The following is a 25455-nucleotide window of genomic DNA, read 5'->3' as shown; positions in this document are numbered from 1 at the left end:
CTCCTTGTCGCTTGGGCCATCAGACGGTGACAGCATCCCCTGCCTGCAGGGTGTAATCCAGCACTATGATGCGCGCCAGCACCGGGCGGAAGATGGCCTTGAGGGCATCGTGATCCGGATGGGGCAGATAGCGCTGGCGGGCTGCTTCGTCGGCGAAGGTCATCAGCACGCTGTGGGTAAAGCCATCATCCCTCCCCTCCGGGCTGTCATTCTCCCCCCACTCCACGGCGGTCACGCCGCTGACCTGATGGGGAATGGCGAGAAAGGCGGTACGCACCGCATCTACCCGGGCAGGCTGGGTGTCCGGCTTGAAGGCGATCAGCAGGATATGTCGGATCATGGCTCACTCCTTGTGATGGTGCCGGGCCGCTCGTTCAGCGCTGAGCGGGCCCTGCGTGTTTGGGGCTCAGCAGGAAAGGGGTCACCTCTTGGGTCGGCAGGCTGGGGGCAACGGCATCTACCGCCTCTTTCTGCTGCTGGTTGAGCTTGATGCGCGCGCGATCGCGCCCCGCCTCGATCAGCTTGGGTGCGTCGAGCGGGCCCGAGATGCGAAAATCGATGCGGGTCACCACATCCACCACCGGCTCCAGCAGTTTGGAGAGGGCCAGCACATAGAGACCCGTGACCGGCGTGATGGAGAAAGCCGCCACCACCGGCAGGGTGCCCCCCAGATTGGGAGAGAAGCTCAGCTCGTAGTCGAGCCGCCAGCGCACCAGATCGGCGATCCCCTCGCCGCGCAGGTTGCCGGCCGCCCCCTTCATGTAGAAGTCGCGGTTGTCCACCACCCCCTGCTTGATCTTGGCGGAGGCGGACATGGATTCGAAGTAGAAGCCCTTGTCGAACACATCGCGAAAATCGAGCCGCAGCTTGCGCAGCAGGGAGTCGAGGCTGAGCAGGGAGAGCAGCCGTGCCCCCTTGTCGTTGATCTCCCGCAGGGTGCCACCCTCCAGCTGATAGTTGGCACTTCCCCCCAGAGTCGGCAGGCTCGGGCGATAGGGCACATCCTGCCAGTTCAGATCAAAAGCGAGGGAGCCGGGGGCATCGCCGATGGGTGAGGTGTAGCCCAGCCGCTTGAGCAATAGCTCGCTGTTGTTGCTGGTCAGCTTGCCACGGGCACGGGTCTGCATCCGGTTGCCATCGGCCAGCCAGTCGACGCTGCCGGTGAGCTGACTCCCCGCCAGCCGCACATCCAGCCCCTTGAGTGTCACCTTGTTGGCGCCGGGCACCAGCTCGCCTTTCACTTCACCGAGCGGCAATGTGCCAAAGCGGCAATCGACACAGCTGAATGTCAGCCAGGGGATGGAGGCCATGATGGCGTTGTCCTGCTTGGCATCGGGATCCGGGCTGAGATCCGAACTCTTGCCGGACCAGTAGATACGGGCAAACTTGGCATCCACCGGACGATTGGCTACTGCAGGCAGGCGGATCACCCCCATCACGTCGGGACTGTCGATCATCACCTCGGTCGCCTGATTGGTCGGCCCCACGGTGAAACGCGCCGCCTTGAGGGTGGCACTGCCGATATAGGCGCGAGCCAGCTGTCCATCCACCCACCACTCCTGCGGCAGGAAGGCGGGTCCAACCACCGCATTGCCAGTCTGGTTCTGCGCTGGCAACCACTGCTTGAGTCTGGCCAGCCAGCCACCGACATCGGCCTCCTGCTGGTTGATGGCGAGCAGCATGGGGGCATCGCGCAGCACCCGGGCGCCCGGTTGGCCCACATCAACCCGCACCCGACTGAGATAAGGCACCCCCTCGCCGTAGACCAGCCGAGTCTGCATATCCACATCAGCCCCCAGCACGGCGCGAATGTCGGCGCTGCCATCCCGGCCACGGGCGATCACCTTGAGCGGCAGCCGGCTGGCGCTGCTCTTGGCCAGCGGCAGCGGCAGATCCAGCCCCATCCCCTGCAGGTTGGAGTCGAGCGCCAGCTGGAAGCTGAACGGCTTGCTGTCGGGCAGGGTCAACCCGAGCTTGCCGCCCCAGTTACTGCGGCCGTTGAGAATGCCGAATGAAGAGATGGCGGCGGGTTGGCGGCGACTATCCCACTGCCCCTTGAAATCGAGGTCGACCTGATAGTGATCCGGATGCTGGCGCCCCTGATAGTCGAGGGTCAGCGGCTGGTTCCACAGGCTCGCCTTGAGGTTGTTGAAACGGGTCTGCTGGTTGTCATATTCAAGGCGCCCCTGCACCTTCTCCAGCGGCAGGTCCAGACTGGCGACCCGCACCTTGTTGTTGCTGAAGGTGGCATCGCCGCTCGCCTTGACCTCGCTCTCGCCATCGAGAGGAATATCGAGCTTGACCGAACCGGCCATCGGGCCGCGGATCTCGATCTCCCGCAGCGCCTGTCCCACCGAACTGCCCAGCGGGGAATCCTGCAGGTAGTCGCTGATGGCCTTGCCCTCCCCCTGCACCTTGGCATCCACATAGAGGTGAGCGCCGGGGGAGAGATCCGGGATCCAGGCATGCACCGAGTCGGAGCTCGCCTTGCCAAGTCGGGTGGAGCGGCTGCGCATATCGAGACCGGCATTCTGGAACAAGAGATCGATCTGCAGATCGGTAAGCGGTTGCCAACCGGGGAAGAACTCGTAGGTGGCCTGCTCGAGGGGCACCGCCACCTGGAAGATGCCATCACCTTTCTCATAAGGGAAATCCCGAAACTCCCCATACCAGAGCAGGTCGGCCCCCTTGGCCTTGCCCCCCTTGATGGCACCGCTCAGGTAATCCACCAGCCCCTTGTCCATCGCCTGCAGCGGGAAGTAGCGATCCGCATGGCCCGCATTCTTCACATCGATGCGACCGGTCAGGGCGAGGAAAGGGTGCTCGAACAGATCGAGGCGGAAACGGCTGGACAGGGTCAGATCCGGGTTATCCAGCGCGATATCCTGCCCGTACAGCACCCAGCCCTGTTCCTCGCGCCACCAGTCGAGGCGGGCCGAGAAGTTGTCGACCGGGATCGGCATCTTGAAGTGACGGGCGGGATCCACCTTGTCGTTCGCCAGCGCCACTCTGGCGCTGCCCCCCTTGGGGGTGAGCCAGAATTCACCGTTGAGATCCTGCATCCCGGGTATATCCTGCCACGCCTTGAGGCGCACCTTGCTGAAGCGGCCGCTGAGGGAGAGATCCTGCCAGTCGGCATTGGCCAGCAGCGTCAGATCCTGCACCGAACCCTGCGGATTGGTCTGGCGCAGGGTCTCGCAGAGAGTGGGGTAGAGCGCCGAGACCAGCTGACTGATCTGGGTGATCTTGTCGAACTCTATGCTGGGCAGATAGCCCTGCACCCGATCCCCGATCCGTTCCAGTTGCAAGCGGCTCTGCAACCAGGGTTTGCCATCCAGCTTGAAGGTGACGCCATGGCTGGCCAGTTGCCAGTTTTCACCATCGCGGCGTAGCTGAACCTTGCCGCCATCGAGGCCGAAACGGTGCATCTCCCCTTTCTTGGGATCCTTCCAGATCAGGTAGTTGTTGCCAAAGGCCAGTAGGGTGTTGCCCAGCTTGCCGCTGTCAAACTCGCTCCAGAGCTGGAAATCGAGCTGCCCGGCCACCTTGGGTTCACCAGCATGGATCCTGGCGAGGGTCGGGGTAATATCGAGCTGGCGGGCACCCATATAGAGCTGCCCCTTGAGGCGATCGAGCCGATCTTGTGGCGTATCTACATCGAGTATCAGGTCCAGGGTGCTCTCGCCTACCCCGTTGATGAGATAGGCCTTACCGACCCCCTGATGGCGCTTGCCACGATTCTGCCAGCGCAGTTGGGCAATGTCGAGTGCTCGCATGTCGCCCAGTGCGGTGGTGACATTGAGCCGGGTGTTGTGGATGTCAAAGGTGGAGAGCTGGGTCAGCAGAAAGCGCAGCAGGGCGCCCTGCTGGGGATCGCCGGAAGGGCTGTCGTCAGCCGGTTGGCGCAAGTCGAGGGTGATATCGCCATCGCTCAGGATCAGCTCGCCAAACACCGGCTTTAGCTCGTTAATGGTGCGCCAGAAGTCGAGATGCACCCAGGCCTTGCCGAGCTTGACGGTATAGCGTTTGGAGTCGGGGGCAACGGCGAGCTGTTGCAGTTCGAGGGCCGGGCCTGATTGTGTCCAGCTCAGTCCAATTTGATCGACGCTGACCTTGATTTGCGAATCGCCGAGCAGAGTGTGGATAAGGCTCTCTCGATACTGATTCAGCAAAGGGCCCCCAACCCGTACCAAGGTGACCAGCATGGCCATCAGTACGAACAGGACCCCCAGGGCCAACCAGCCCCGACTCAGCCAGCGAGAGACCAATTACATCATCACCACGTCGAACTGCTCCTGACCACAGAGGGGTTCGCTCACTACCCGCACCTGCTTGCCGATGAACACTTCCAGCTCAGCCAGACTGTGGGACTCCTCGCCATGGAGGTAGTCGGCCACGGCCGGGGCCGCATAGACGGTAAACTGATCCGCATCGTAGGCACGATTGACCCGAATGATCTCCCGCAGGATCTCGAAGCAGACCGACTCCACCGTCTTGACCCGGCCGCGCCCCTTACACTCGGGGCACTCGGAGCAGAGCACATGCTCCAGACTCTCGCGGGTGCGCTTGCGGGTCATCTCTACCAGACCCAGCTGGGAGAAGCCGTTGACGTTGGTCTTGGCTCTGTCCTTCGACAGCGCCTGCTCCAGACTGTGCAGCACCCGGCGGCGGTGATCTTCCGACTGCATGTCGATGAAGTCGATGATGATGATGCCGCCAAGGTTGCGCAGGCGCAGATGACGAGCGATGGCCGCCGTCGCCTCGACGTTGGTATTGAAGATGGTCTCTTCCAGATTGCGGTGGCCGACAAAGGCGCCGGTGTTGATATCCACCGTGGTCATGGCTTCGGTCTGGTCGATGATGAGGTAGCCGCCGGATTTCAGCTCCACCTTGCGCTCCAGCGCCCGCTGGATCTCGTTCTCCACGTCGTAGAGATCGAAGATGGGCGACTCGCCGGGATAGTACTCCAGCTTGCTGGCCAGCTCAGGCACGTACTCTTCGGTGAAGCGCTTGAGCTGATCGAAGCTCTGGCGCGAGTCGACGCGGATCTTGTCGAGTTCTGCACCGACGAAATCGCGCACCACCCGAAAGGCCAGACTGGGATCCTCGTAGAGGATCTTGCAGGGGGGATACTTCTGCTTGCGCTCGAGGATCTTGCGCCACAGCCGCTTCAGGAAGGCGGCATCCTGCTCCAGCTCCTGCTCCCCCACCCCTTCGGCGGCGGTACGGATGATGTAGCCACCCAGCTCATCCACATAACCGGCCACGGTGCGCTTGAGGCGTTCCCGCTCCGCTTCGGACTCGATTCGCTGGGAGACGCCGACGTGAGCGCTGCCCGGCATAAAAACCAGATAGCGGGAAGGCAAGGTGATATCGGTAGTGAGACGGGCACCCTTGGTACCCAGCGGGTCTTTCACCACCTGCACCATGATGTCCTGCCCCTGACGCACCAGCTCGGCGATATTGCCGACCTGGAACTGCTCCTTCTCCTTCACCGCCACACACTCGGTATGGGGCACAATATCGGAGGCGTGCAAAAAGGCCGCCTTGTCCATGCCGATATCGACGAAGGCTGCCTGCATGCCAGGGAGCACCCGGCTTATCTTGCCTTTGTAGATGTTGCCGACAATGCCGCGTTTGGCCTGACGCTCTACATGCACTTCTTGCAGCAGACCGTTTTCGACCAGAGCGACCCGGGTTTCGGAGGGGGTAACGTTAACCAGCAGTTCTACCGACATAACTAACCTTGCCTGTTCCAGTTTTGAATTCTTATACAGCCAATCCGGTACAACGCGCGCAAGGAAGAACGCAGCAGAGCACAGCTGACGGAAAATTACTTGTGTTGTTCCAGATGCTGCTTGATCAATAGATCCGTCTCCAGCAGCGGCAGGCCGACCACGGCGCTGTAGCTCCCTTCGATACGGCTGACAAACTTGCCGGCAATACCCTGAATGCCGTAGGCCCCGGCCTTGTCACAGGGCTCGCCGGTTTGCCAATAAGCCTCGATCTCGGCCTCGTCCAGCTTGCGAAACGCCACGTTGGTGGTGACCAGTCGCACGTCACAACGCTCGGGGCTGGCCAGCGCCACCGCGGTCATCACCTGATGCACCTTGCCGGAGAGCGCCTCCAGCATATCCTTGGCATCGAGCAGATCGGACGGTTTCTCCAGCACCCTATCCCCCAGCACCACTATGGTGTCGGCCCCCAGCACCGGCAACGCTGTCGGCGCACACGCCACACCCACCATCGCCTTGTCGCGAGCGAGACGACAGACATAATCTTGCGGCTTCTCCCCCTCTTCCCGTTGCTCCGGTACATCCAGTTTCAGCACATCAAAACGGTAGCCAAGCTGGGTCAGCAGTTCGCGACGACGGGGAGAACCCGAGGCGAGATAGAGTTGCAGTTCGTTGTTTTTGCTCATATTTACCTGATATTGAAGCGGCGCCGCACCTTGCGCAGCACCAGAAATACCCAGGGCCATATTAGCATCGTCGTCAACATCGACCAAAAGTAGGCGAAGTTGAGGCTGGCCCGGCTGAACAGGTGCTCGGCCCAGAACACCGTCAGCTTGCCCACCAGCGACAGCCCACCGATGATCAGGGCCTGTTGCCAGAGGGAAAAGTTGCGGATCTTCTGGAACTGGAAGGCGGCCAGATAGGTAGTAATGGCCATCGCCATCGCCCGCACACCGAGGGTGCTGCCAAGCAGCACATCCAGCAGCAGGCCGGCCACCCAGGCTGTGCCGACATTGGCCCGGTGCGGCAAGGCCAGTGCCCAGTAAATGAGCACCATGGCCAGCCAGTCCGGACGGAATGGATCAAATTCGAAAGGAAGCGGCAGGATCGACAGGCTCAAGGCCAGCAGGATCGAAATCCAGATCCAGATCCTGCCGCTGGCGGGTTGCAGCATCAGCGAGTGGCTCCAGCGGCGGAGGCAGCCGTTGCCACCCGTTCGCCATTCTCATCATCATGTACTTCGGGTTTCTTGTCGGTCCACAGCAGCAGCAGATAACGCAGCCGATCCAGCTCTACCAGCGGCTTGGCCTCGACCTGGGCGAAGGGCTTGCCCTCCACATATTCGGATCGGGTCACGGTCGCCACCGGATAACCTTCAGGGAAACGGCCACCCAGACCCGAGGTGACGAGCAGATCCCCCACCTGAATATCGGTGTTGCGCGGCAGGTTGCGCAGCTCCAGCTTGTCGAGCTCGCCACTGCCGGAGGCGATGGCGCGCAAGTCGTTGCGCAGCACCCGCACCGGAATACCGTGGCTGGAGTCGGTGATCAGCAGCACGCGACTGGTGGTGGAGCCCACGTGGAGCACCTGACCAATCACCCCCTGATCGTTGATCACCGCCTGACCGTTATAGACGCCATCCAGCGCCCCCTTGTTGATCAGCACCTGATGGCTGAAGGGGTCGGAATCCACCGAAAGCAGCTCGGCCACCATCTTGCGGGACTCTTTGTGCACCGGTGAACCCAGCAGCTCGCGCAGACGCTGGTTCTCGTGCTCCAGATGATCCATCTTGAGCAGGCGAGAGCGCAGGGTAAACAGCTGTTGCTCCTGCTGCTTGGTCTGCTCGATGAGATCGGCACGGGTCTGCACCTGGGTCGACATGGTGTCGAGCAGGGTACCGGGCGCATTGGCCATGTATTGCAGGGGACTGACTAACGAACTGAGGTAGACGCGGACATGGGTAAACACACCGAAGCGGGAATCCGCGACGATGGCAGCGATGGAGATGATGACGGCGAGAAACAACCGTAACTGAAGCGAAGGGCCTCTACCAAAAATGGGTTTCATGGGTCGTCAAAAAAGAGCCGGCACGCTGGCCGGCTTTGGGTCTTATTCGTAGTGGAACAGATCGCCACCGTGCATATCGATCAGCTCCAGCGCCTTGCCGCCGCCACGGGCCACACAGGTGAGGGGATCTTCGGCCACGACGACAGGAATGCCGGTCTCTTCCATCAGCAGACGGTCGATATCTTTCAGCAGTGCGCCACCACCGGTCAGCACCATGCCGCGCTCGGAGATGTCGGAAGCCAGTTCCGGCGGAGACTGCTCCAGCGCCACCATGACGGCAGCCACGATACCGGACAACGGCTCTTGCAGCGCTTCCAGAATTTCGTTGGAGTTGAGGGTGAAACTGCGCGGTACACCTTCAGCCAGGTTGCGACCACGGACTTCGATCTCGCGCACCTCTTCGCCCGGATAGGCGGAGCCGATCTCGTGCTTGATGCGCTCGGCAGTCGCTTCACCGATCAGGCTGCCGTAGTTGCGACGGACGTAGCTGATGATCGCTTCGTCAAACTTGTCGCCACCGATACGGACGGACTGGGAGTAGACCACACCGTTCAGAGAGATGATGGCCACTTCAGTGGTACCACCACCGATATCAACCACCATGGAACCGGTCGCTTCGGATACCGGCAGGCCGGCACCGATGGCAGCAGCCATAGGCTCGTCGATCAGGTAGACCTCACGGGCACCGGCGCCCAGTGCGGACTCCTTGATGGCGCGACGCTCAACCTGGGTTGAACCGCACGGTACACACACCAGCACGCGCGGGCTGGGGCGGAAATAGTTGTTGTCGTGAACCTGTTTGATGAAGTGCTGCAGCATCTTCTCGGTCACGTAGAAATCGGCGATCACGCCGTCTTTCATCGGGCGGATTGCGGAAATGTTGCCCGGGGTACGGCCCAGCATCTGCTTGGCGGCATGACCGACAGCAGCGACCGATTTGGCGTTCCCGCGCTCTTGGCGAATGGCGACAACTGAGGGTTCGTTAAGGACGATCCCTTGATCTTTTACATAGATCAGGGTGTTGGCAGTTCCCAAATCGATCGACAGATCGTTGGAAAAGACGCCTCTGAGCTTTTTGAACATGGCTACGGGAAATCCTAAGAATTTGGAGGTGCAGAAAACCGGCTAACTTTACCAATGCCCACCCCAATCGGCAAGCGCTCAAACTGTCGCCAATCAATCAGGCGCGACAAAAATGCGAGTCATCACTCACTCGCACACGCTTGCAAACACTAATAAACAAGGATTTAGGGGGATGCTGTTGAGCCAACCCCCCTTACACATCAATTACTGCAATACTTCGCGCCGATAAATAATTCTGTCATTACCCCGGCTGGAGCCGAAAATGGCCTCACCTTGCAGGTTGCCGTCATTGGCACTCGTTGGGTCAGACAACCAGAGTGGCGATGATGGCTGTTTTGCCAATTCGACCTTGTAGGGGATGCGCACCGAGATGTCCGGCTTGGCAAAGTGGAACAGGATCTCCCCGTCTTTCGCCAGTGCAGCATCCCCACCCGGTGCCGAACTGCCCAATCCCAGCTTGATCTTGCGACCTGCCCCCAGATTCAGCTCGCGAGTCGCCGCATCAAAGGTGTGACTCGGATTGAGGAAAGTGAACCCCTGATTGGCCAAAGAGAGCTGGGTACATTGATCTTCCTTGTTTTGCAGCCAGTTGCCCCCTTCGTAATATTGCATCTGCAGTGGAATGGCCAGCGGTGCCGAGGCCAGACCCGCCGCCGTGCCCGCCTGCAGGCGGCCAAAATAGGCTTTCATAGGCACACTGTCTATCTGACGGGCATTACAGCCGCTGCCACTGCAGTTACCTACCACGGCATCATTGAAATTCGGGCTGGCAATCAGCGTTCTGTCGCCATCGTTATCCCTCATATACAGACCAAACAACAAAGAGTTGTAGGGACCATCCGGTTGCGTGCCAGAGAGGCGCACAAACTCGCTGCTACCGGTAGTCAAGGCCGCACGGCCATCGAGCCATGGCAGCGGCTGCAGACTGCGCAAGCGGCTCGACAGGGATTTACCATCCTTATCATTGGCAACCGAGAGATAGGCTTCGCCCTTGGCAAAGGGCCCCGTATAGTTTCGGGTCTGTACGCCCATCGTATTACGAGCCAGCACATCCAGCATGACGCCAAAGGGCTGCCCCATATAGGAGAACGCATTGCAGGCTGGCACTATGTCGCCGCTCACCAGATTGAAGTCGGCAGGAATAAAACGCCCCACCGGCTGGCTCTGGGTTGATGGGATGGTGTAATTGAAGTAGCCATTGACTGGCGGCGTCGCCGTCATCCGGAATACTCCCACCTCGCTCACAGTCTGGCTAACGCTATTGATACTGTTGGCCGCAGAAACATGGTTATAGGTGGTAGTACCCAGCGTTGCATTAGTGCCCGGATTGGGTGCCACCAGCGTACTGCCCAGAGCAATATTGGGCAGGGCAAAGTTGGGCGTAGTCTGATTCCCTGCGCAGATATCCCCATCATTGGCGGATTCCCAGGCCATCGCCTTGATATCTACCTGGAACGTTTCCCCCGCTTTTTTGAATACCGGACAGCTGCTGTCACCTGCCGCGCAGACCCCTTGCGGGGGCGTGATGCACAGACCGACCGGGCGAGCCACAAACTGATCCGCGCCTAGCATCACCAGACCGGCTTCACTGCCAGTACCATCATAACGAGCATCCAGTTGCACCTTGCCCGCATCCGGGTACTTAACCGTTATGCTCGACTGCCCCTGCGCATCGAATACGAGGGAGAGCGGCGTTGCAGCCCCCTGACTGGCACCAATCGTACTGCTGTTGACGCTCATCTGGCTGTTATAGGGGTTACTGGTGGGGGTGATATAGCTGCTCCAGAACTTGACGCTCTTGGTCTGGCTGGCAAACCCCGGCACACACTGCTTGGTCACATCGCTCTTTTTGACCGCCTTGATGGTCACCGTCTGCGGCTGGTTCGAGTAGGTGTCGGGCACGTCGAAGATAAATCCGCTGTCGGCAAAGGTGAGCGTACAGGCAGCCGCACTCTTGGCGCCACCGCCAACCCGGCACAGGGTGGTACTCAACGGTTTGGTCGAGGGCGTCGAGCCGCTGACCCCGACGGTCACCGTACCGGCGGTATTCTGTCGCAGCGCCAGCGTGGTGGTTCCTCCGCTGAAGCTCACTTGATTGCCTCCCACCCAACCACCGCTGCTACTCGTTGCGGGTTGCAGGGTGGCAGTCACGGGTTCGGTCACCAACAGGCTGCAGTCGGCATTGGCACAGGCCCGAATGGTCAGGGTTTCAGGGTTGCAGGTCAGCGCATTGCCGCTGTGATCGAATTCGAAATGATCGATCTGGGTGCCCACTGGACTGGAACGCAGCGCACAGATCCGCACGTTATCGATCTCGTGGAAGTTGGTCACCGACCCGGTGGACCCAGTCAATGACAGCAGGAAGTTGCCCGGTACTGTCGCTTGGCCGGTCTGGCTCGTCATGTTGATTGGACCAACGAGCGTACGAAACCCGTCACCGCTATCCCGTTCGACGGTGGCCACCGAGTTGCCCGCCGTGCGAGAGTCGACCGTAATGCGATAGCGGTGGGGGCGATTGCTGTTGGTACCGCTGTCGACGGTCGGGTTGAGATTGCTGGCGGTTCCGGCCAGGTAGCGGTAACCGGAGGTACCGGAGCCGGATCCGCGAATAGAGACGGCCTGCGGTCGGGAGCCGATATTATAAGACCCCCCCTCATTGGCGTAGTTGCCGTATTCGTCGATCCCGACACCAAGCCAGCCGCCCGCAAAACCACTGATCCCGGTCTTGAAACCGTATCCCAGGGGGCCACCAAATGCACCAGGTTGTGGCGTCAGGGTGGCATCCGAGAGCACCACCGCCATGCCATCCGCCCCGCTTGTGCCGGAAGTCTTGTAGGCGTATTGATCGAACTCGACCGTCACCAGGTTACCTGCACCGGGGAAGAGGCGCTGGAAAGTGGCCGACGTGGCCTGGTTGGTGACGTTCTGGGTGAGACGCAGGCGACCATTCTGCACCGATGGCAATGTGCTGTTGTTGCGCTGAGCCACGACCCAACTGTCGGGGTTGATCTGGCTGCTTTCGAAACCGTCGACAAAACAGGTCAGCATCGGCGGAAGTACCGCTTCATTGATGCTGGACTGGGCATCCATGGCCAGATAGCGGGCCGTCACCCTGCCATAGACGGTGGCATTATTGTTCATGGTGAGCTTCCCATCGGCATAGAGATAACCATAAAACGTGGTGCGGTTGTCGATCACCATGTCGTTATAGTTAACCCAGATGAGACTGCCCTGATTATTGGCATTGATATTGACCGTATTGACCAGCTTGACATCCTGATTGACGAAAATCCGGGTGGTGCCACTGCCTGAGAGACGGATGGTACCGCTGTCCAGAATCAGCTTGTCGATGAAGTAATCCCCCTCCCCCAGCACCAGGATCGCGTTGTTGCGCACTGTCAGCGTCTTGATCAGGTAGGTGCTGCGGCTGGGGAACGTCATAGTGCAGTTTTCTACCGTCATCGCACCATAAGAGGTACTGGAAGCCGTTTGCGAACCAAACGAACAGAGCTGGGTCGAATTGGAGGTGATGGCGGGAAAAGCATTATTCCCGCTCAGGGACAGCCCGCGGATATCTTTGCCAGTAACGCTACAAACCATGTAGCCGCCAGTACCATCATCGCAGCGCGGCGTATTGTTCTGATCCGGCTGGATGGAGCAGAAGTTGAGAGGCAAACCGCCGGAACCGTTGATCTTGGCGTTGTTGAGTTGGCTAAGCTGGTAGCCGCTAATCTGATGGCAAACGTTATTGTTGTTGCCATGATGCCCTTGCACCACATCCGGAAAGAGCGTGCCTGTGTCGATAGGGTCGAAGGCCCAGACATGGCCAGTAAAGAGGGCAAGCGCCCATACCCATTTCATTGTCCGCCTCCGTCATACGCTTCAAGCATCAGAGTTCTGCTCACGGCAAAATCGGGACTCGCACTATCCAGTTCAGAGGAACCACAGGTTCCGACACTCTCGAGACGATAGCCATTAGTCACGGCACCGTTATAGGTCACCGGAATCTGAGTGCAACGCACAGCAACTTGGCACTGCACCAGACCGGTAACGCCGGTGAACGAGGGGGTCGGGCTGATCCAGTCACAACGATCCTGGGGAGATGGCGCAGCAGGCCGGTTCGGAAACAGCTGATACAGAGCAATCTCCAGCCCGCTCTGGGCGGCCAGCAGAGCACGCACACTGCGTACCTCCACGGTATTTTTCTCGCTACTGTCGACCAGAAAACGGCCCATGGCGGCCGCCAGCAGCGCCATCACCACGATCACAAACAGGGCGATCATCAGGGCGCTACCACGCATCCGTCCTGCCGGGAGTGCATCACGGGACATTGAACACCTCGATCTTGTGGCTGAAGGTGACCGACTCCCCCTTGCGTTCGAACAAGAACCGCATGCCAAACTCCCCTTCCGCGTTGAATGCCGATGTTTCCCGATAGAAACCGCCAGCGCGGAGCGACTCTGCCATCAGCACGCCTTGCGCAGGTAAAGGAGCACCGATTGCGGCACTGGCACGAGTGAGGGTGCCCCCATCAACGCAATAACGTACCTGTTGATTGGCAAAGTAGACACGGCTACCGGGAGAGAGGCCAGCCAGACTCTCGCTATTGGTATAGCGGATCGTTTGTGCGCCGGAGACGGGCGCCAGCACATCAGCAACCCTGGCCACACAGCGGCCATATTCACAATTGCTCAGCAGCGACCCTGCACTTGGGTCAGGTACCGGGAAAACGATCATCCAGTCACCTTTGCCGACGGCTAACGGATCTGCACTCGACGGGCTGGCAGCAGAAGCCGGGGTCGCCATCACCAGCTCAAGGGTGGCCGTGCTCCCCGACATGGCACGGTTAAGCGCCAGATAGCGGCTGGAGGTGCTGATAGGCCAGAACCGCAGGCAAGCCCCCGAGTCAACCCAGGTACCATCAAGCGTCTCGATCCGCTCCGCTCCCGGCACCGCATCGCGCAGTTCGCGATTAAGCCGTTCCATGGCGAAGCGGGCATCGCTCATCAACTGCTCACGACTGCTGGCATCACCATAGATCTGGCTGCCGATGCCGATAAACTGGCTGGTAAATGTCGCCATGATGCCCAGCAGCAGGATCACCATCACCAGCTCGACCAGGGTAAAGCCACTGTTACCCCCAGGTTTACGGTAAGTTCGACTAGCCGCCAGACATAATCGGAGGCCGGAAGTGGTTACAGGAGCGGACTTTCGGACAGGCAGGCAACACCCGACAGCGGAACGATTCATCAGTAGTTCCCCCGGTAGAAGGAGAAGTCGAGTACGCTCTCATCCGGCAGCTTGATCTGCAGATCAATCCGCTTGCCCACAGAACAGGGCGCGGTACAACTCTTGAAGGTGCCATCGCTAAAATCGACGGCGCTGACCGCAATCCTGACCTGATAGTTGCGATACTCCTCGCCGCTGATCCCCGCCGCCGTCTGGGTAAACCAGCTGGCATCCCGCCAGTTTCCCGCAGTATCGAAGTCATCCACATCGTTATAGGCGTAGGGAGCCGGCTCACCATCGGGGCCATAACTGCCGGAGCAGGGAGCTATGTTCACCCCCGCCACCTGCTCGCCACAACGATAACGGCCACCATTATGATCCGAATGTTCATCAAACGACTTTTGCAGGATCTCGCCGGAGAGGCGCTGGGCCAGCTGGGCGGCACGCACCTGCTGTACCGGATCCACCGCCCGGGGCGCCTGATTGATCAGCAGCCCCAAAATGCCGGTCAAGGCCACCGCCAGCAGCACTATGCCGACAATCAGCTCAATCAGGGTAAAGCCGCGCTTAAGGGATCTCATGGATATACCCCTCAGACTCAATCTGGATGCGGCTGGTTTCGCGACCATCACTCACCAGCAAGGTACAACCGTTGGCACAGCTGCCTAGCGGTCTGCCCATCTGATCGAAGCGGAGTACGAAGCTTCTGTTGCTGTTCAGGGAAAGCGTGATTCCGTCAGAGGCGGTCACCAGCCGACCACGGGTGCGCAGGTTATCGGTCCAACCACTGCCCAGATCATCGCTGGCGGGACACGCCGCATAAGTACGGTGGGCAAAACGGGGAGAGGCGACCACCAGCAGGGTACAGCGGTTGGCAGGCTCATGCATATTGACGGTCTGTACCAACCGCAGACGGGTCAGCAGTTCATCACGCACAGTTTGAGTTTCAACGCCGCCTTTGCCCAGCCATTTGGGCACGACAAAGGCGGCGAGAATCCCGAGTAACAGGATCACCACAACCAGTTCAATCAGGGTAAAGCCCTTGGTTGCAGGCATGGTTTTTCTCATAGGGGGAAAGAAGAAAGCGAGGCCAAAGCCTCGCTTGATAATTCAATCAGTTGCTACAACCTGTCACATCAACACTGAATGCAGCGGCTGAAGTGGCCTCATTGTATTTAACTTGGCAATTAGCGTTATTGCCAGCCGCCTTGGGCTTGAAGGTCCCTTTGGATGCAGATACTTCATCCCACCCATCTAAAGTAACGGCGTTTGCAATGGTACCTACTGTCGGATAGCCATACTTGGCATCGACGGTAGTGCCAGCAACAGAGACTGCCGAAGAAGAGTTTTCAATACCTTGGATAGCCGCCTTACTGTAAATCATCTGAGCCGCACTCTGTAGTGATGCTTTGACCCCATCAGCAGCTGCTTTACGCGCATCATCCTGCAGATTCAGGAACTTGGGTGCAGCGGTGACCGCCAGAATCCCCAGAATAATGATCACGATAACCAGTTCGATCAGGGTAAAACCCGCCTGTTTTTTCATTTCACTTTCCTCTGTCAATTGATGTTGGTAGTCACCTGACCGGACGCCGGACGGTAACTGAAACTCATGAATGCATCAGTACTGCCTTGCGGATCCTGATACTTGCCATCGCTGCCCTTACTCAAACTATTGACCAGATAGTAACGACAGACCGAATCCAGTCCATTACTGCTCACAGTGGCATAGTATTTCAGGTCATTGCCGCTACCGCGTACTTCATTGAAGTTGGCCGTAGCCTTGGGCGGGTTTTGCAGCAACCCCTCCCAAATCTTGAGACAACGCTCTGCGCTCAGATTGGCCGGATCCACATCCGGATTGCCGCTAGCCGCAGTATCCATGGGATAGCCGGGAGACAACTCGCCGTTGCTGATCTGGGCATCGGTCGGCGTGGTCAGATAGAAGCGGCTGCCGTCATAGAGCACGGTATTGAGGCTATCCTGTTTGGCGCGCCCTTCCGCTTCCCACTGGGCCCGCACTAGCGACACTCCTGTTGCAAAACCACCCGAGACGCCCTCGACGCTGGCCTTTTTCGCCTCGTCGGTTACATCCAGAAAACGGGGCAATGCTGTTACCGCCAGGATCCCCAGGATCACGATAACGATCACCAGCTCAATCAGGGAGAAGCCGGCGGTCACTCTTGTCATCCCGTTATTTGGCATTGATGGTGCCATTGGTTTCATTTTCATGCTCCCTTGGTAATGGCCGATATTATTTCATGCAGACCTAAAAAAATCATGTAGTTGGGTCATATGATTAGCCTCATTCAAGGCTTTTTAATCACTCGCCCGTCGGAAAACAGATAAACCAGCCAATAACCATCCCACCCCATCTCGCACCCGCTGCCATCGGGGCGGGCCAGAAACTGCAAGGGTGGCATGCCCCCCTCCGTCTCTCCCACCAACGCCAGCCACAACTGACGACAATTTTCTGATGGTGATTGCAGGGGCAACAGTCCGAGTGGCCAGCCACGCTCATCAAATTGCCAACCATGACCCGCGCTATGCAGGGTGTCGGGGCGCCGTTCATTCAGCCAGATCCCGTGCAAACGCTGTGCCCGCTCCGCAAATTGCTCCCCCAGCAGGGTGAACGAAAGCTGTTGCGCCTCCTCCCGGTTGATCTGATAGCTGCGCACCAGGGTCGTGACGATCACCATCAGCAGGATTATCACGGCGATCCGCCGATATCCGGCCAGCCAGCGATCATCCTGTTGTGTCTGTCTGTTCATCCACTCCTCGACTCCCTCGCCCTATTGCCTCTTACGACGCTCATCATGCCCAGCCACTCAGGTGTGAAGATGCCGAGTTACTTGCTACGAACCACTCACATCCCGCTCGCATCATGTCCCACCATTCTGGCGTGAAGATACGGGGTTACTTGCCTCTTACGGCCCTCATCATGTCCCACATAGGCGTGAAGATACCCAGCGCCAGGATCAACACCATTACTGCCACGATCCCGATCAGGATCGGCTCGATGCGGGCGGTGAGACTCTTGAGGTCATAATCCACCTCGCGCTCGTAATACTCGGCCGCTTCGTGCAGCAGGTCATCGACCTGACCGGTCTCCTCACCCACGGCGATCATCTGCATCACCAGCGGGGTGAACAGGCCGCTGCTGCTGGCGGTGCGAAGCAGGCTCTCGCCCCGCTCGATACCGGCGCGCATATCCCGTACCCGCCCCGCCATATAGGCGTTATCCACCGCATCGGCCACCAGGGTCAGCGCGGTGTTCAGCGGCACCCCTGCCTTGAGCATCATGGAAAAACTGCGGGCAAAACGGGCCAGCAGGGAGCGCTCTATGATGGTGCCGACGATCGGCAACTTGAGCTGCCAGCGGTGCCAGGTCAGCTTGCCCTTGGTGGTGGCGACCCAGCGGCGCCAACCGAACACCATCCCCGCCAGAATAGCGAGCAGCAGCCACCAGTAGTTGACAAAAAAGTGCGAGGTGGCGAGCAGAATGCGGGTCGCCAGCGGCAACTCCACCCCGAATTTGGCGAACATGCCGGCAAACACCGGGATCACCATGATATTGAGGATCACCATGGCGATACCGATGGCGATCATCACGAAGCTGGGGTAGCGCATCGCGGTCTTGATCCGCTTGCGAGTCTCCAGCTCCAGCTCGAAATAGTTGGCGAGCTGCAAAAAGGACTCTTCCAGCTGACCTGTGTTCTCACCCACATGGATGATGGCGACGAACAGGCTGCTGAATACCTTGGGGTGCGCCTGCATCGAGCTGGAGAGCGGGCGACCGTTGCCAAGATCTTCCCCCAGCGAGTGAAGCGCCCGCTTGAGCGGCTTGCTGTGGGTACTCTCCTCCAACCCGGCGATGGCACGCAGGATCGGGATCCCGGCCCGGGTCAGGGCATACATCTGGCGGCTGAAGATCACCAGCTCATCCAGCTTGACGCCACCTTCCAGCAACAGTGACCAGTCGATGGCGGCGGACTTGGCCTTGCCCGGTTTGAGCTCGGTGGGCATCACACCACGGCGCATCAGCTGCTCGGCGGCCGCCATCTCGTTGGCCGCTTCGACCACGCCACTGGTGGCGTTGCCCTGGCTGTCACGCCCCTTGTAAGCAAAGTTAGCCATCGCTTACCCCAAATCCTCGGCCAGTCGCAACACCTCATCCACCGAGGTGATCCCCTGACGGGCATAATCGAGGGCAGTGAGGGCCAGCGGCCGGTAGTGTTCGTGTTGACGGGCCGCCTTGGCGAACCCTTCCGCATCGTTGCGGCGCAGGGCATCCATCATCGGCTGATCCAGCTCCAGTAGCTCGTAGACCCCGATCCGGCCGGAATAACCGGTAAAGTTGCAGCTCTGGCAACCCCGGCCCTTGTGATAGGTATGCTGGCCAGGCGCCTCGCCGGAAAGCACGGTGAGCCAGGTGGCCTGCCCTTCGTCGGGCGCCTTCTCCTCGACGCAGTGCTCACATACCCGCCGCACCAGCCGCTGGGCGACCACAGCCCGCAGGGCACTCGCCACCAGATAGCCGGGCGCCCCCATGTCGATAAGGCGCAAGGCACTGGTCACCGCATCGTTGGTGTGCAGGGTGGTCAGCACCAGGTGACCGGTGATGGCGCCACGCAGGCCGATCTCCACCGTCTCGTTGTCACGCATCTCACCCACCAGCAGGATGTCCGGGTCCTGGCGCAGGGTGGAACGCAGCACGTGGGAAAAGGTGAGACCGATCTTGGGATTGACCTGCACCTGGCTGATACGGGGCAGACGATACTCCACCGGGTCTTCGACCGTGATGATCTTGTTGCTGGACTGATTGAGCTCGGAGAGCGCGCCATAGAGGGTGGTGGTCTTGCCGCTACCGGTGGGGCCGGTCACCAGGATCATGCCGTGCGGGCGTTTGAGCTGACGACGGAAACGGGTCAGGATCTCCGGCGGCATGCCGGTCTCGGTCAGCGACAGGATGCCGGAGGATTGATCCAGCAGACGCATCACCACAGACTCGCCATACTGCACCGGCATGGTGGACATCCGCACATCCACATCACGGCCGCGCACCTTCATGTTGAAACGGCCATCCTGCGGCAAGCGCTTCTCGGAGATATCGAGCCCGGCCACCAGCTTGAGACGCAGCACCAGCGCCTGGGCGATGCGCACCTCGTTGAGGATATTCTCGTGGAGGATGCCGTCGATCCGCTGGCGAATGCGCAGCACCTTCTCGTCCGGCTCGATGTGGATATCCGACGCTCCCACCTGCACCGCATCCTCGAACAGGGAGCGCAGCAGCTTGGCCACCGTCGCCTCCCCCTCGTCATTGGCCCCCAGATTACCTGAACCCAACTCGAAGCCGGAGTCCTGATACTCCTCCTGCAGCTGTTCGGCGAAGCTCTCAATCTCGCGGGTGCGGCGATAGAGGCGGTCAAAATAGTCCAGCAACTGCCCTTCCCGCGCGACCGCCAGCACCATCTCCCGCGGGCTCAGCAAGGCAGCAATGGCATCCAGCGCACTCAAGTCCGCCGGATCCGACATCGCCACCGTCACCTTGTCGTCGGTAAGGTTGACCGCCAGCGCCCGATAACGGCGCGCCTGCACTTCGGGCAGCAGCGGCACCGCGGCGGCATCGATGGTGAGGTTATTGAGATCGAAGAAGGGTACATCCAGCTGGCGAGCGAGGAACTGCAGCAGCTGTACCTCGCTGATAAAGCCGAGGTCAATCAGAGTGGTGCCCAGTTTGCGTCCGGTCTGACGCTGCTGCTGCAGGGCAAGCTGCAACTGATCATCAGAGATGATCTGCTCCTGAACCAGCAGGTCGCCGAGGCGCATTTTCAGTCTGGGTTGTGCCATGTTTGCTCCGATATCTGTTACTTCACACCCGTTGCCGCATCCGATGAGGCTTCGCTCATCGAATCTGCGTTTATCAAGGGGTTAGTTGGCCAATTCGTTGTTCCAGCCAGTTGGTCGACGCCTCGCCGAGATTGCCGTGCAGCAGGGCGTTGCGATAGGCATCGAGTGCCCGCTGGCTGTGCCCCTGACCATCCTCGGCGACACCGAGACCAAGCCACCAGCGGCCCTGATCCGGCTGCTGGCGCAGCAGCTTCACATAGAGCGCCGCCGCATCGGCATTTTGACCCAGCTCCTGGGTCAGACCCGCCCAAGTGGCGTAATAGTCCAGGTTGCTGGCAAGATCAGGTTGATAACCGGACAACCAGCCAAGCGCCTGCTGTTGCTGCCCCTCGTTGATGGCAAGACGGGCCAGCAGCAGACGAAAATCGGCCTGTTGGGGATCGAGCCGGATCCCCTCCTCCAGCAGCTGGCGCGCCTCGGTCAGGCGCCCCTCGCCGTAGAGCAACCCCGCCAGTTGCTCGCGCGCCCCCTGGTTATAGGGGTCGTGGGCCAGCACCTGATAGTAGTTGTCCTGCGCATCCCGCAGGCTTCCCTTGGCCATGGCGGTCGTCGCCTTGCGCTCCGCCAGTGCCGCCAGCTCCTTGGCCGACAGCTCGACCGTCTCGATCTTCAATATGCCCGGTTTACGCGGGGCGCTGGCGACAGCCTGCTGCTCTGCCGCCAGTTCGGCGTAGAGCTCGGGCTGCAGCTCTTCATCGGTCGGCTCCGAATCGTCAACATCGCTGGAGGCATCAAAGGGGGCACCATCGGCCATCTCTCCCTCTACCTGCCCGCCAGCGGTATCAGCCACTCTCTCATCCCCACCCGGCAACGGCAGCGCAGCGGCCACTGCGACCGGCTCGGGCGGATTGACTGGCTCGGCGGCCCGTGTCACCACATCGGGAACCACCACTTCGCTGGCGGCGACGACAGGGTGTGTCTGCTGCCAGTAGATCCAGGTGCGCCAACCGAGGATCCCCAATGCCAGACCACAGATCAGGGTCAGCAGCAACATCCACCACCCCTGCTGGCGCGCAGGGGCAATATAGACGGCAGTTCCCTCGGCGCCTTGCTGGCGCCGATCCAGATCTTTCAGCATCTGGTTGATAACGCTCATGGCCAGACTCCATAAGCCAGGGCGCACCCCAGCAACAGTAACAGTAACAGGGGCCACCAGCGCAATGGCGCAAAGCGGCTGGCATCGTCGGTATCGCGAATGGCGAGCCTCACCAGACGGCTATCGATCCGGCGCCTCCCCTGACCGTAGGCCAGCATCAGGCACTTGTGCGCCAGGATGTTGATAAGTCTCGGGATCCCTCGCGAGGCCCGCCACAGCATCCGCATGGCGCGGCCGGCAAACAGTGGTGCCCCGCGGTAGCCGGAGACCTGCAATCTGTGCTCCAGATAGGCGCGGGTCTCGTCAAAGCGCAGCGGGCGCAGGCAGTATGAAAAGCCGATCCGCTGGCGCAGTTGGCGCAGGTGGGGCCTGGCCAGTCTGATATCCAGCTCCGGCTGGCCGAACAGCACAATCTGCAGCAGCTTGCTCGATTCGGTCTCGAGATTGCCAAACAGGCGAATCGCCTCCAGAGTCTCGTCAGGCAGCGCCTGGGCCTCATCGATCAGCACCACCACCCGACTGCCCTGCTGGTGCAGGCTGATCAGGTGACGATGGATGCGATCGGTAAGATCCAGCTCACTCTGCTCCCGCACCGACAACCCCAGTTCCAGCGCCAGCGCTGTGCGCAGCTCGGCCGGGCTGAGGTGGGGATTGGGCAACCAGGCGAGCCGCACCGGGCACTCTTCCGAGCCCAGCTCGCTCAGCAGTTTTCGGCAGAGCAGGGTCTTGCCGGTACCCACCTCGCCGGTCACCTTGATAAATCCCTCCCCTTGCGCCAGCGCCCAATTGAGCACCTGTTGCGCCTCCTCGTGAGGGGGCAAGCCGTAGTAGAAGCCGGTATTGGGGGTGAGGCCGAACGGCGCCTCCTGCAGGCCGAAGTGGCTCAGGTACATGGGCGCTCACCAGCCAGTACGGGGAACCTGCGACCGCGAGCCTCGGCCCGCAGTACGGCGGAATGGAAAGATGCCAATCGCCAGCTCATGGCTTACCCCTTCGCCGGATACCACTTGTCGAGCAGATCTGCGGAACGCTGCAGCTCGTTTTGCCAGGTATCTTTCTCCACCACGGTCGGTTTGAGCATGATCACCAGCTCCACCTTCTTGGTGCTCTCGCGACGATTGGTAAAGGCTTCGCCCACCCAGGGAATATCTCCCAGCAGCGGCACCTTGCTGACGATCTCCTGCTTGTCGGTCTTCATCAGACCACCGATGACGATAATGTCGCCGTTATTGGCCTGCACCACGGTATCGGACTCGCGGATCGAGCTCTTGGCGAGCGGCAGCTCCAGCGGTTTGGCGGTACCGACGTTGATGGTCTTCTTCTGCTCTTCTGTGTCGATAACGGAAGGGTGGATATGGAGCAGCACCTTGCCCTCTTCATCGATTTGCGGCGTTACGTCCAGCGCAATACCGGAGAAGAAGGGGGTCAGCTCCACATTGGGGGTCACGATAGGTTCGGCCGTGCCGGTCGAGGTCACCGTAGTGGTCGAGGCATTGGTGACGAAATATTCGTCCGTCCCCACCTTGATCACCGCCTTCTGGTTGTTGGTCGCAGTGACCCTCGGGCTGGAGAGGGTATTCACATCGCCCTGGGTCTTGAGCAGGTTGACCGCCACCTCGAAGTTGCCATCAGAGATCGTGAAACCGGCGCCGCCGCCCAGCGCACTGAAGATCTGGTTGGGGGTGGTGGGCAGCTGGGTCTTGGCAAGTGACTGGCCGCCGGTAATACCCTTGCCGCCATCCCAACTGGCGGAGAGACCGCTCCAGTCAACCCCCTGCTCATACCCTTCGTTGAGGGCGACTTCGATGATCCGCGCCTCCAGCACCACCTGGCGCTTGAGGTGACTCTCGGATTGATTGAGGAATTCACGTACCGCCTTGAGCTCCTTCGGATAGGCGCGAATAGTGACCAGACCCGCCTGCGGGCTGGTGATCACGGCGCGACCATCACCCGTGCCAATCAGGGTCTGCAGGGAGTCGCGCAGATCGGTCCAGTAGTCGCTGTTGGTGTCAGTCTCGATCCGGGTACCGTTGCTGTTGTCACCGCTCGAGTTGTTGCTGGAGGAGCTGTTGCTGCCGCTGTTGTTGGACGCGCTGTCGAAACTGCTGTTATTGCTGCCATTGTTGTCATTGGCAGTCACCCCGCCGGTGCTGACCGAGGTGCGGGATAGGCCACGGCGGGACATCATCAGATAGTTGACCGGAATGGTTTCGGTGCGCAGACCCGCCGGATAGATGTGGAAGACATTGCCCTTGCGCTGCACGTCGAAGCCATACATGTCACCTACCACCGCCAGCACCTCCGGCAGGGTCACATCCTTGAGCTCGACCGAGACCAGCCCGGCCACCCCGGGATGAACCGCCACGCTGTAGCGGGAGCCCTTGAACAGGGAACCGAAAAACTCCACCGCCTCCACGTCGTGAGCCGCGATGCGCAGCCGCTTCTCCGGCATGCCGACCGGCATCTGCGGCCGGTTCAGCTGCAGCAATTCACTCTGCACCGATTTGGGCAAGGCGGTCAGCGGGGCAGCCTGCTTCTGCTGTTCGTTCATGGCCTGTTTGAGAGCATCCTTGGCCTGGGTCGGCTCGGGGTGCTGATACGTGGTACAGCCTGCGGCCATCATGGCCATGGTGATCAGACAGAGACGGTGTTTTTTCATGTAATTAGAGCACCCTGACTTGCAATTAAACTCGATAAAGCCGCTCCACCTCTCGAAAGGCAAGCACGACTCAAACCCGGATCTTGCTGGCAAAGAGTGTGACCGCGTGGCGTTTGCCCGCCTTTTCCAGCACCACGGCATCTGCCGTGATGGCCACCAGCGTATAGCCATCCACCTGTTGCCCGACCCGATAACTCTTGCCATTGAGCACCGCCAGCGCCGGGCCATTGCCCAGCACCACACTCTGCAGCTTCGGTAAACCGGTGTTGCTCTCGCCGGTCGCACGGGCGCCAATCGCCACATCCGCCAGCGGTGCGGTGGGATCCTGCAATACCTCGACCTGCTCCGCCTTTACCAGCACGCTGAACAGGCAACAGCACAACGCAAACACTCTAGCCACGGATAAACTCCTTGCTGGTACTCAGGGTGTAGATCTCCATCTCCACCACCGCGCCGGGATAGGATTTGACCCGGTAGTCGAACTGCTTCCAGTAAAAGTGGCGCGGCAAGGCTTCCAGCGCTTTAAGATATTGATAAACATCGAAATAGCCACCTTCAAGCTGAAGCCGGATACCATGTTTGTAGAGATTGACCTTCTGTTCTCCCGCCATCAGCGGGGTCGGCTCCAGCGAACTGAGCGCCAGCATGTGAAGGTTGGCGGAGCGGGAGAGCAGCGCCTCCAGCACCTGCGGCATCTCGTGCGCCGGGATCAGATCGACGGTCTGGGCCTTCAGCTCATCGTCGATCCGGGCCAGATCCGCTTCGACCTGCGCCAGCTGGTCGCGAACGCCCTGATTGGGATCCCGCTTGAGCCGAGCCTGTTTGCCGAGGTTCTCCAGCTCCATGATTTCGAGGTCGCGCTCGGCGGCGCTCAGGGCCATGCGATCCTGCTGCAGGCGAGTATCAGCGCCATCGATCCAGCCGTAGAGTCCGGCCGCGCCCAGCAGCACCAGACCGGTCAGCAGGATCAACACCCGCTCCCGCTGGCTCAACACGGCGATACGCTGGCCCCATGCCTGCCATTGTGCTTTCAGATTCATCAGGGTTTCTCCCGCGCAATGCCGCTCAACTGGAAGGTCAGACGGCCCTCCTTGTCACGGCCGAGGGTCAGTTCACCAAACTCCTTGCCTACCAGACTCGGGGTCTGCTTGAAGCGGTTGACCCAGGCCGGCACATCCTGACTGCGTCCGGCAAAACCGGAGAGGTTGATCCGCCCTTCGTTGATCTCGATGCGCTGCAACGAGAGGTTGCTGCTGCGAATGCGGGAGAGATCCGCCATCACGCTGGCATAGCCCTGGGATTTTTGCAGAGACAGGCTACCGAGCTGACGCATCAGCCCCTGCTTGGCGGTCAGCTCATCCCGTTTATTGACCAGTTGCTGTTGCAGCCGGGGATCTGCCTGATGGCGCGCCAGCTCGGCATCGAGGCGTCTGGCCTCGCTGCGCTTGAGCTCCAGCTCGGCGGTGCGTTGCGCTAGCGCCCGGCTGACCTGTTGCTGCTGCCAGCTGTAACCGATAGCCGTCAGCAGGATCAGCAACAGCGCAACACCCCATACCAACGCCATCTGATTGAGGCTGGCCCACTGCCGCTTGGGACGAAACTCGGCACCATAGAGATTTATCTGACGTTTCATCACGCATCCTCCCCGATGGCGGCTGCGTAGGCAGAAAGGTATT

General features: G+C 60.1%; 23 protein-coding genes. All 23 read right to left on the bottom strand.

Annotation, left to right across the window (positions count from 1 at the left end):
* Positions 1-19 precede the first annotated feature (19 nt).
* Positions 20-340 (bottom strand): Dabb family protein, encoded by a 321-nt coding sequence (locus G5287_RS12085; RefSeq protein WP_042052565.1) that lies wholly within the window; start codon positions 338-340, stop codon positions 20-22.
* A 34-nt stretch (positions 341-374) separates the two neighbouring features.
* The gene (locus tag G5287_RS12080; protein ID WP_421231351.1) at positions 375-4268 is read right to left on the bottom strand and encodes a YhdP family protein; all 3894 of its coding nucleotides are present in this window, start codon (positions 4266-4268) and stop codon (positions 375-377) included.
* Complete coding sequence (gene rng, locus G5287_RS12075) at positions 4269-5738, bottom strand: ribonuclease G (protein ID WP_005340056.1); 1470 nt, start codon at positions 5736-5738, stop codon at positions 4269-4271.
* Positions 5739-5833: 95 nt separating this feature from the next.
* Positions 5834-6421 (bottom strand): Maf family protein, encoded by a 588-nt coding sequence (locus tag G5287_RS12070; protein ID WP_421231350.1) that lies wholly within the window; start codon positions 6419-6421, stop codon positions 5834-5836.
* Between the two features lie 2 nt (positions 6422-6423).
* Positions 6424-6909 carry a rod shape-determining protein MreD gene (mreD, locus tag G5287_RS12065; protein ID WP_227341518.1) on the bottom strand — a complete coding sequence of 162 codons (486 nt, stop codon included), beginning with the start codon at positions 6907-6909 and terminating at the stop codon, positions 6424-6426.
* Positions 6909-7802: a rod shape-determining protein MreC gene (gene mreC / locus G5287_RS12060; protein ID WP_005342907.1), complete on the bottom strand. Its 894-nt coding sequence runs from the start codon at positions 7800-7802 to the stop codon at positions 6909-6911. Before mreC ends, mreD begins: the two co-directional genes overlap by 1 nt.
* Before the next feature lie 42 nt (positions 7803-7844).
* Positions 7845-8885: a rod shape-determining protein gene (locus tag G5287_RS12055; protein ID WP_005340051.1), complete on the bottom strand. Its 1041-nt coding sequence runs from the start codon at positions 8883-8885 to the stop codon at positions 7845-7847.
* 204 nt (positions 8886-9089) lie between these two features.
* A complete protein-coding gene (locus G5287_RS12050; protein ID WP_421231349.1) occupies positions 9090-12746 on the bottom strand; it encodes a DUF6701 domain-containing protein in 3657 nt (1218 codons plus the stop codon).
* Complete coding sequence (locus G5287_RS12045; protein WP_144716014.1) at positions 12743-13168, bottom strand: MSHA biogenesis protein MshP; 426 nt, start codon at positions 13166-13168, stop codon at positions 12743-12745. Before G5287_RS12045 ends, G5287_RS12050 begins: the two co-directional genes overlap by 4 nt.
* A 37-nt stretch (positions 13169-13205) precedes the next feature.
* Complete coding sequence (locus G5287_RS12040; protein WP_421231348.1) at positions 13206-14135, bottom strand: PilW family protein; 930 nt, start codon at positions 14133-14135, stop codon at positions 13206-13208.
* Complete coding sequence (locus G5287_RS12035) at positions 14135-14695, bottom strand: type II secretion system protein (RefSeq protein ID WP_128834797.1); 561 nt, start codon at positions 14693-14695, stop codon at positions 14135-14137. The genes G5287_RS12040 and G5287_RS12035 overlap by 1 nt, the downstream gene beginning before the upstream one ends.
* Positions 14682-15170 (bottom strand): type II secretion system protein, encoded by a 489-nt coding sequence (locus G5287_RS12030; RefSeq protein WP_128834795.1) that lies wholly within the window; start codon positions 15168-15170, stop codon positions 14682-14684. The genes G5287_RS12035 and G5287_RS12030 overlap by 14 nt, the downstream gene beginning before the upstream one ends.
* 58 nt (positions 15171-15228) lie before the next feature.
* A complete protein-coding gene (locus G5287_RS12025; RefSeq protein ID WP_106844143.1) occupies positions 15229-15660 on the bottom strand; it encodes a prepilin-type N-terminal cleavage/methylation domain-containing protein in 432 nt (143 codons plus the stop codon).
* Between the two features lie 14 nt (positions 15661-15674).
* A complete protein-coding gene (locus G5287_RS12020) occupies positions 15675-16346 on the bottom strand; it encodes a prepilin-type N-terminal cleavage/methylation domain-containing protein (RefSeq protein WP_106844142.1) in 672 nt (223 codons plus the stop codon).
* 77 nt (positions 16347-16423) lie between these two features.
* The gene (locus G5287_RS12015) at positions 16424-16885 is read right to left on the bottom strand and encodes a hypothetical protein (RefSeq protein ID WP_421231347.1); all 462 of its coding nucleotides are present in this window, start codon (positions 16883-16885) and stop codon (positions 16424-16426) included.
* A 145-nt stretch (positions 16886-17030) separates the two neighbouring features.
* Positions 17031-18251 carry a type II secretion system F family protein gene (locus tag G5287_RS12010; protein ID WP_005340027.1) on the bottom strand — a complete coding sequence of 407 codons (1221 nt, stop codon included), beginning with the start codon at positions 18249-18251 and terminating at the stop codon, positions 17031-17033.
* Positions 18252-18254: 3 nt separating this feature from the next.
* Positions 18255-19964, bottom strand: a complete 1710-nt coding sequence (gene mshE, locus G5287_RS12005; protein ID WP_106844139.1) for an MSHA fimbrial ATPase MshE — start codon at positions 19962-19964, stop codon at positions 18255-18257.
* Between the two features lie 73 nt (positions 19965-20037).
* Positions 20038-21120 (bottom strand): tetratricopeptide repeat protein, encoded by a 1083-nt coding sequence (locus tag G5287_RS12000; protein ID WP_266134568.1) that lies wholly within the window; start codon positions 21118-21120, stop codon positions 20038-20040.
* Entirely contained in the window at positions 21117-22013 is an 897-nt protein-coding gene (locus G5287_RS11995; RefSeq protein ID WP_216952746.1) for an ExeA family protein, read from the bottom strand. The genes G5287_RS12000 and G5287_RS11995 overlap by 4 nt, the downstream gene beginning before the upstream one ends.
* 92 nt (positions 22014-22105) lie before the next feature.
* Positions 22106-23779 carry a pilus (MSHA type) biogenesis protein MshL gene (gene mshL, locus G5287_RS11990; protein ID WP_421231346.1) on the bottom strand — a complete coding sequence of 558 codons (1674 nt, stop codon included), beginning with the start codon at positions 23777-23779 and terminating at the stop codon, positions 22106-22108.
* Between the two features lie 70 nt (positions 23780-23849).
* A complete protein-coding gene (locus tag G5287_RS11985) occupies positions 23850-24179 on the bottom strand; it encodes a SctD/MshK family protein (RefSeq protein WP_106844136.1) in 330 nt (109 codons plus the stop codon).
* Positions 24172-24819 (bottom strand): type 4a pilus biogenesis protein PilO, encoded by a 648-nt coding sequence (gene pilO, locus G5287_RS11980; RefSeq protein WP_421231345.1) that lies wholly within the window; start codon positions 24817-24819, stop codon positions 24172-24174. The genes G5287_RS11985 and pilO overlap by 8 nt, the downstream gene beginning before the upstream one ends.
* A complete protein-coding gene (locus G5287_RS11975) occupies positions 24819-25412 on the bottom strand; it encodes a PilN domain-containing protein (RefSeq protein WP_421231344.1) in 594 nt (197 codons plus the stop codon). Before G5287_RS11975 ends, pilO begins: the two co-directional genes overlap by 1 nt.
* Between the last annotated feature and the right edge of the window lie 43 nt (positions 25413-25455).

The organism is Aeromonas sp. 603079 (genome assembly GCF_049172135.1).
Classification (GTDB): Bacteria; Pseudomonadota; Gammaproteobacteria; order Enterobacterales; family Aeromonadaceae; genus Aeromonas; species Aeromonas veronii.
Note: the sequence above shows the minus strand (reverse complement) of the source record. Positions and strands in the feature narration are given on the sequence as shown.

Bases quoted from the DNA above. Each gene is read 5' to 3' on its own strand.
- G5287_RS12015 (WP_421231347.1), bottom strand. From the start codon at position 16,885: ATGAACAGACAGACACAACAGGATGATCGCTGGCTGGCCGGATATCGG.
- G5287_RS11995 (WP_216952746.1), bottom strand. From the start codon at position 22,013: ATGTACCTGAGCCACTTCGGCCTGCAGGAGGCGCCGTTCGGCCTCACC.
- G5287_RS12020 (WP_106844142.1), bottom strand. From the start codon at position 16,346: ATGAAAATGAAACCAATGGCACCATCAATGCCAAATAACGGGATGACA.
- mshE (WP_106844139.1), bottom strand. From the start codon at position 19,964: ATGGCACAACCCAGACTGAAAATGCGCCTCGGCGACCTGCTGGTTCAG.
- G5287_RS12085 (WP_042052565.1), bottom strand. From the start codon at position 340: ATGATCCGACATATCCTGCTGATCGCCTTCAAGCCGGACACCCAGCCT.
- G5287_RS11975 (WP_421231344.1), bottom strand. From the start codon at position 25,412: ATGAAACGTCAGATAAATCTCTATGGTGCCGAGTTTCGTCCCAAGCGG.
- G5287_RS12010 (WP_005340027.1), bottom strand. From the start codon at position 18,251: ATGGCTAACTTTGCTTACAAGGGGCGTGACAGCCAGGGCAACGCCACC.
- G5287_RS12070 (WP_421231350.1), bottom strand. From the start codon at position 6,421: ATGAGCAAAAACAACGAACTGCAACTCTATCTCGCCTCGGGTTCTCCC.
- G5287_RS12035 (WP_128834797.1), bottom strand. From the start codon at position 14,695: ATGAGATCCCTTAAGCGCGGCTTTACCCTGATTGAGCTGATTGTCGGC.
- G5287_RS12025 (WP_106844143.1), bottom strand. From the start codon at position 15,660: ATGAAAAAACAGGCGGGTTTTACCCTGATCGAACTGGTTATCGTGATC.
- mreD (WP_227341518.1), bottom strand. From the start codon at position 6,909: ATGCTGCAACCCGCCAGCGGCAGGATCTGGATCTGGATTTCGATCCTG.
- G5287_RS12050 (WP_421231349.1), bottom strand. From the start codon at position 12,746: ATGAAATGGGTATGGGCGCTTGCCCTCTTTACTGGCCATGTCTGGGCC.
- G5287_RS12000 (WP_266134568.1), bottom strand. From the start codon at position 21,120: ATGAGCGTTATCAACCAGATGCTGAAAGATCTGGATCGGCGCCAGCAA.
- G5287_RS12040 (WP_421231348.1), bottom strand. From the start codon at position 14,135: ATGAATCGTTCCGCTGTCGGGTGTTGCCTGCCTGTCCGAAAGTCCGCT.
- mshL (WP_421231346.1), bottom strand. From the start codon at position 23,779: ATGAAAAAACACCGTCTCTGTCTGATCACCATGGCCATGATGGCCGCA.
- G5287_RS12055 (WP_005340051.1), bottom strand. From the start codon at position 8,885: ATGTTCAAAAAGCTCAGAGGCGTCTTTTCCAACGATCTGTCGATCGAT.
- mreC (WP_005342907.1), bottom strand. From the start codon at position 7,802: ATGAAACCCATTTTTGGTAGAGGCCCTTCGCTTCAGTTACGGTTGTTT.
- G5287_RS12045 (WP_144716014.1), bottom strand. From the start codon at position 13,168: ATGATCGCCCTGTTTGTGATCGTGGTGATGGCGCTGCTGGCGGCCGCC.
- pilO (WP_421231345.1), bottom strand. From the start codon at position 24,819: ATGAATCTGAAAGCACAATGGCAGGCATGGGGCCAGCGTATCGCCGTG.
- rng (WP_005340056.1), bottom strand. From the start codon at position 5,738: ATGTCGGTAGAACTGCTGGTTAACGTTACCCCCTCCGAAACCCGGGTC.
- G5287_RS12030 (WP_128834795.1), bottom strand. From the start codon at position 15,170: ATGCCTGCAACCAAGGGCTTTACCCTGATTGAACTGGTTGTGGTGATC.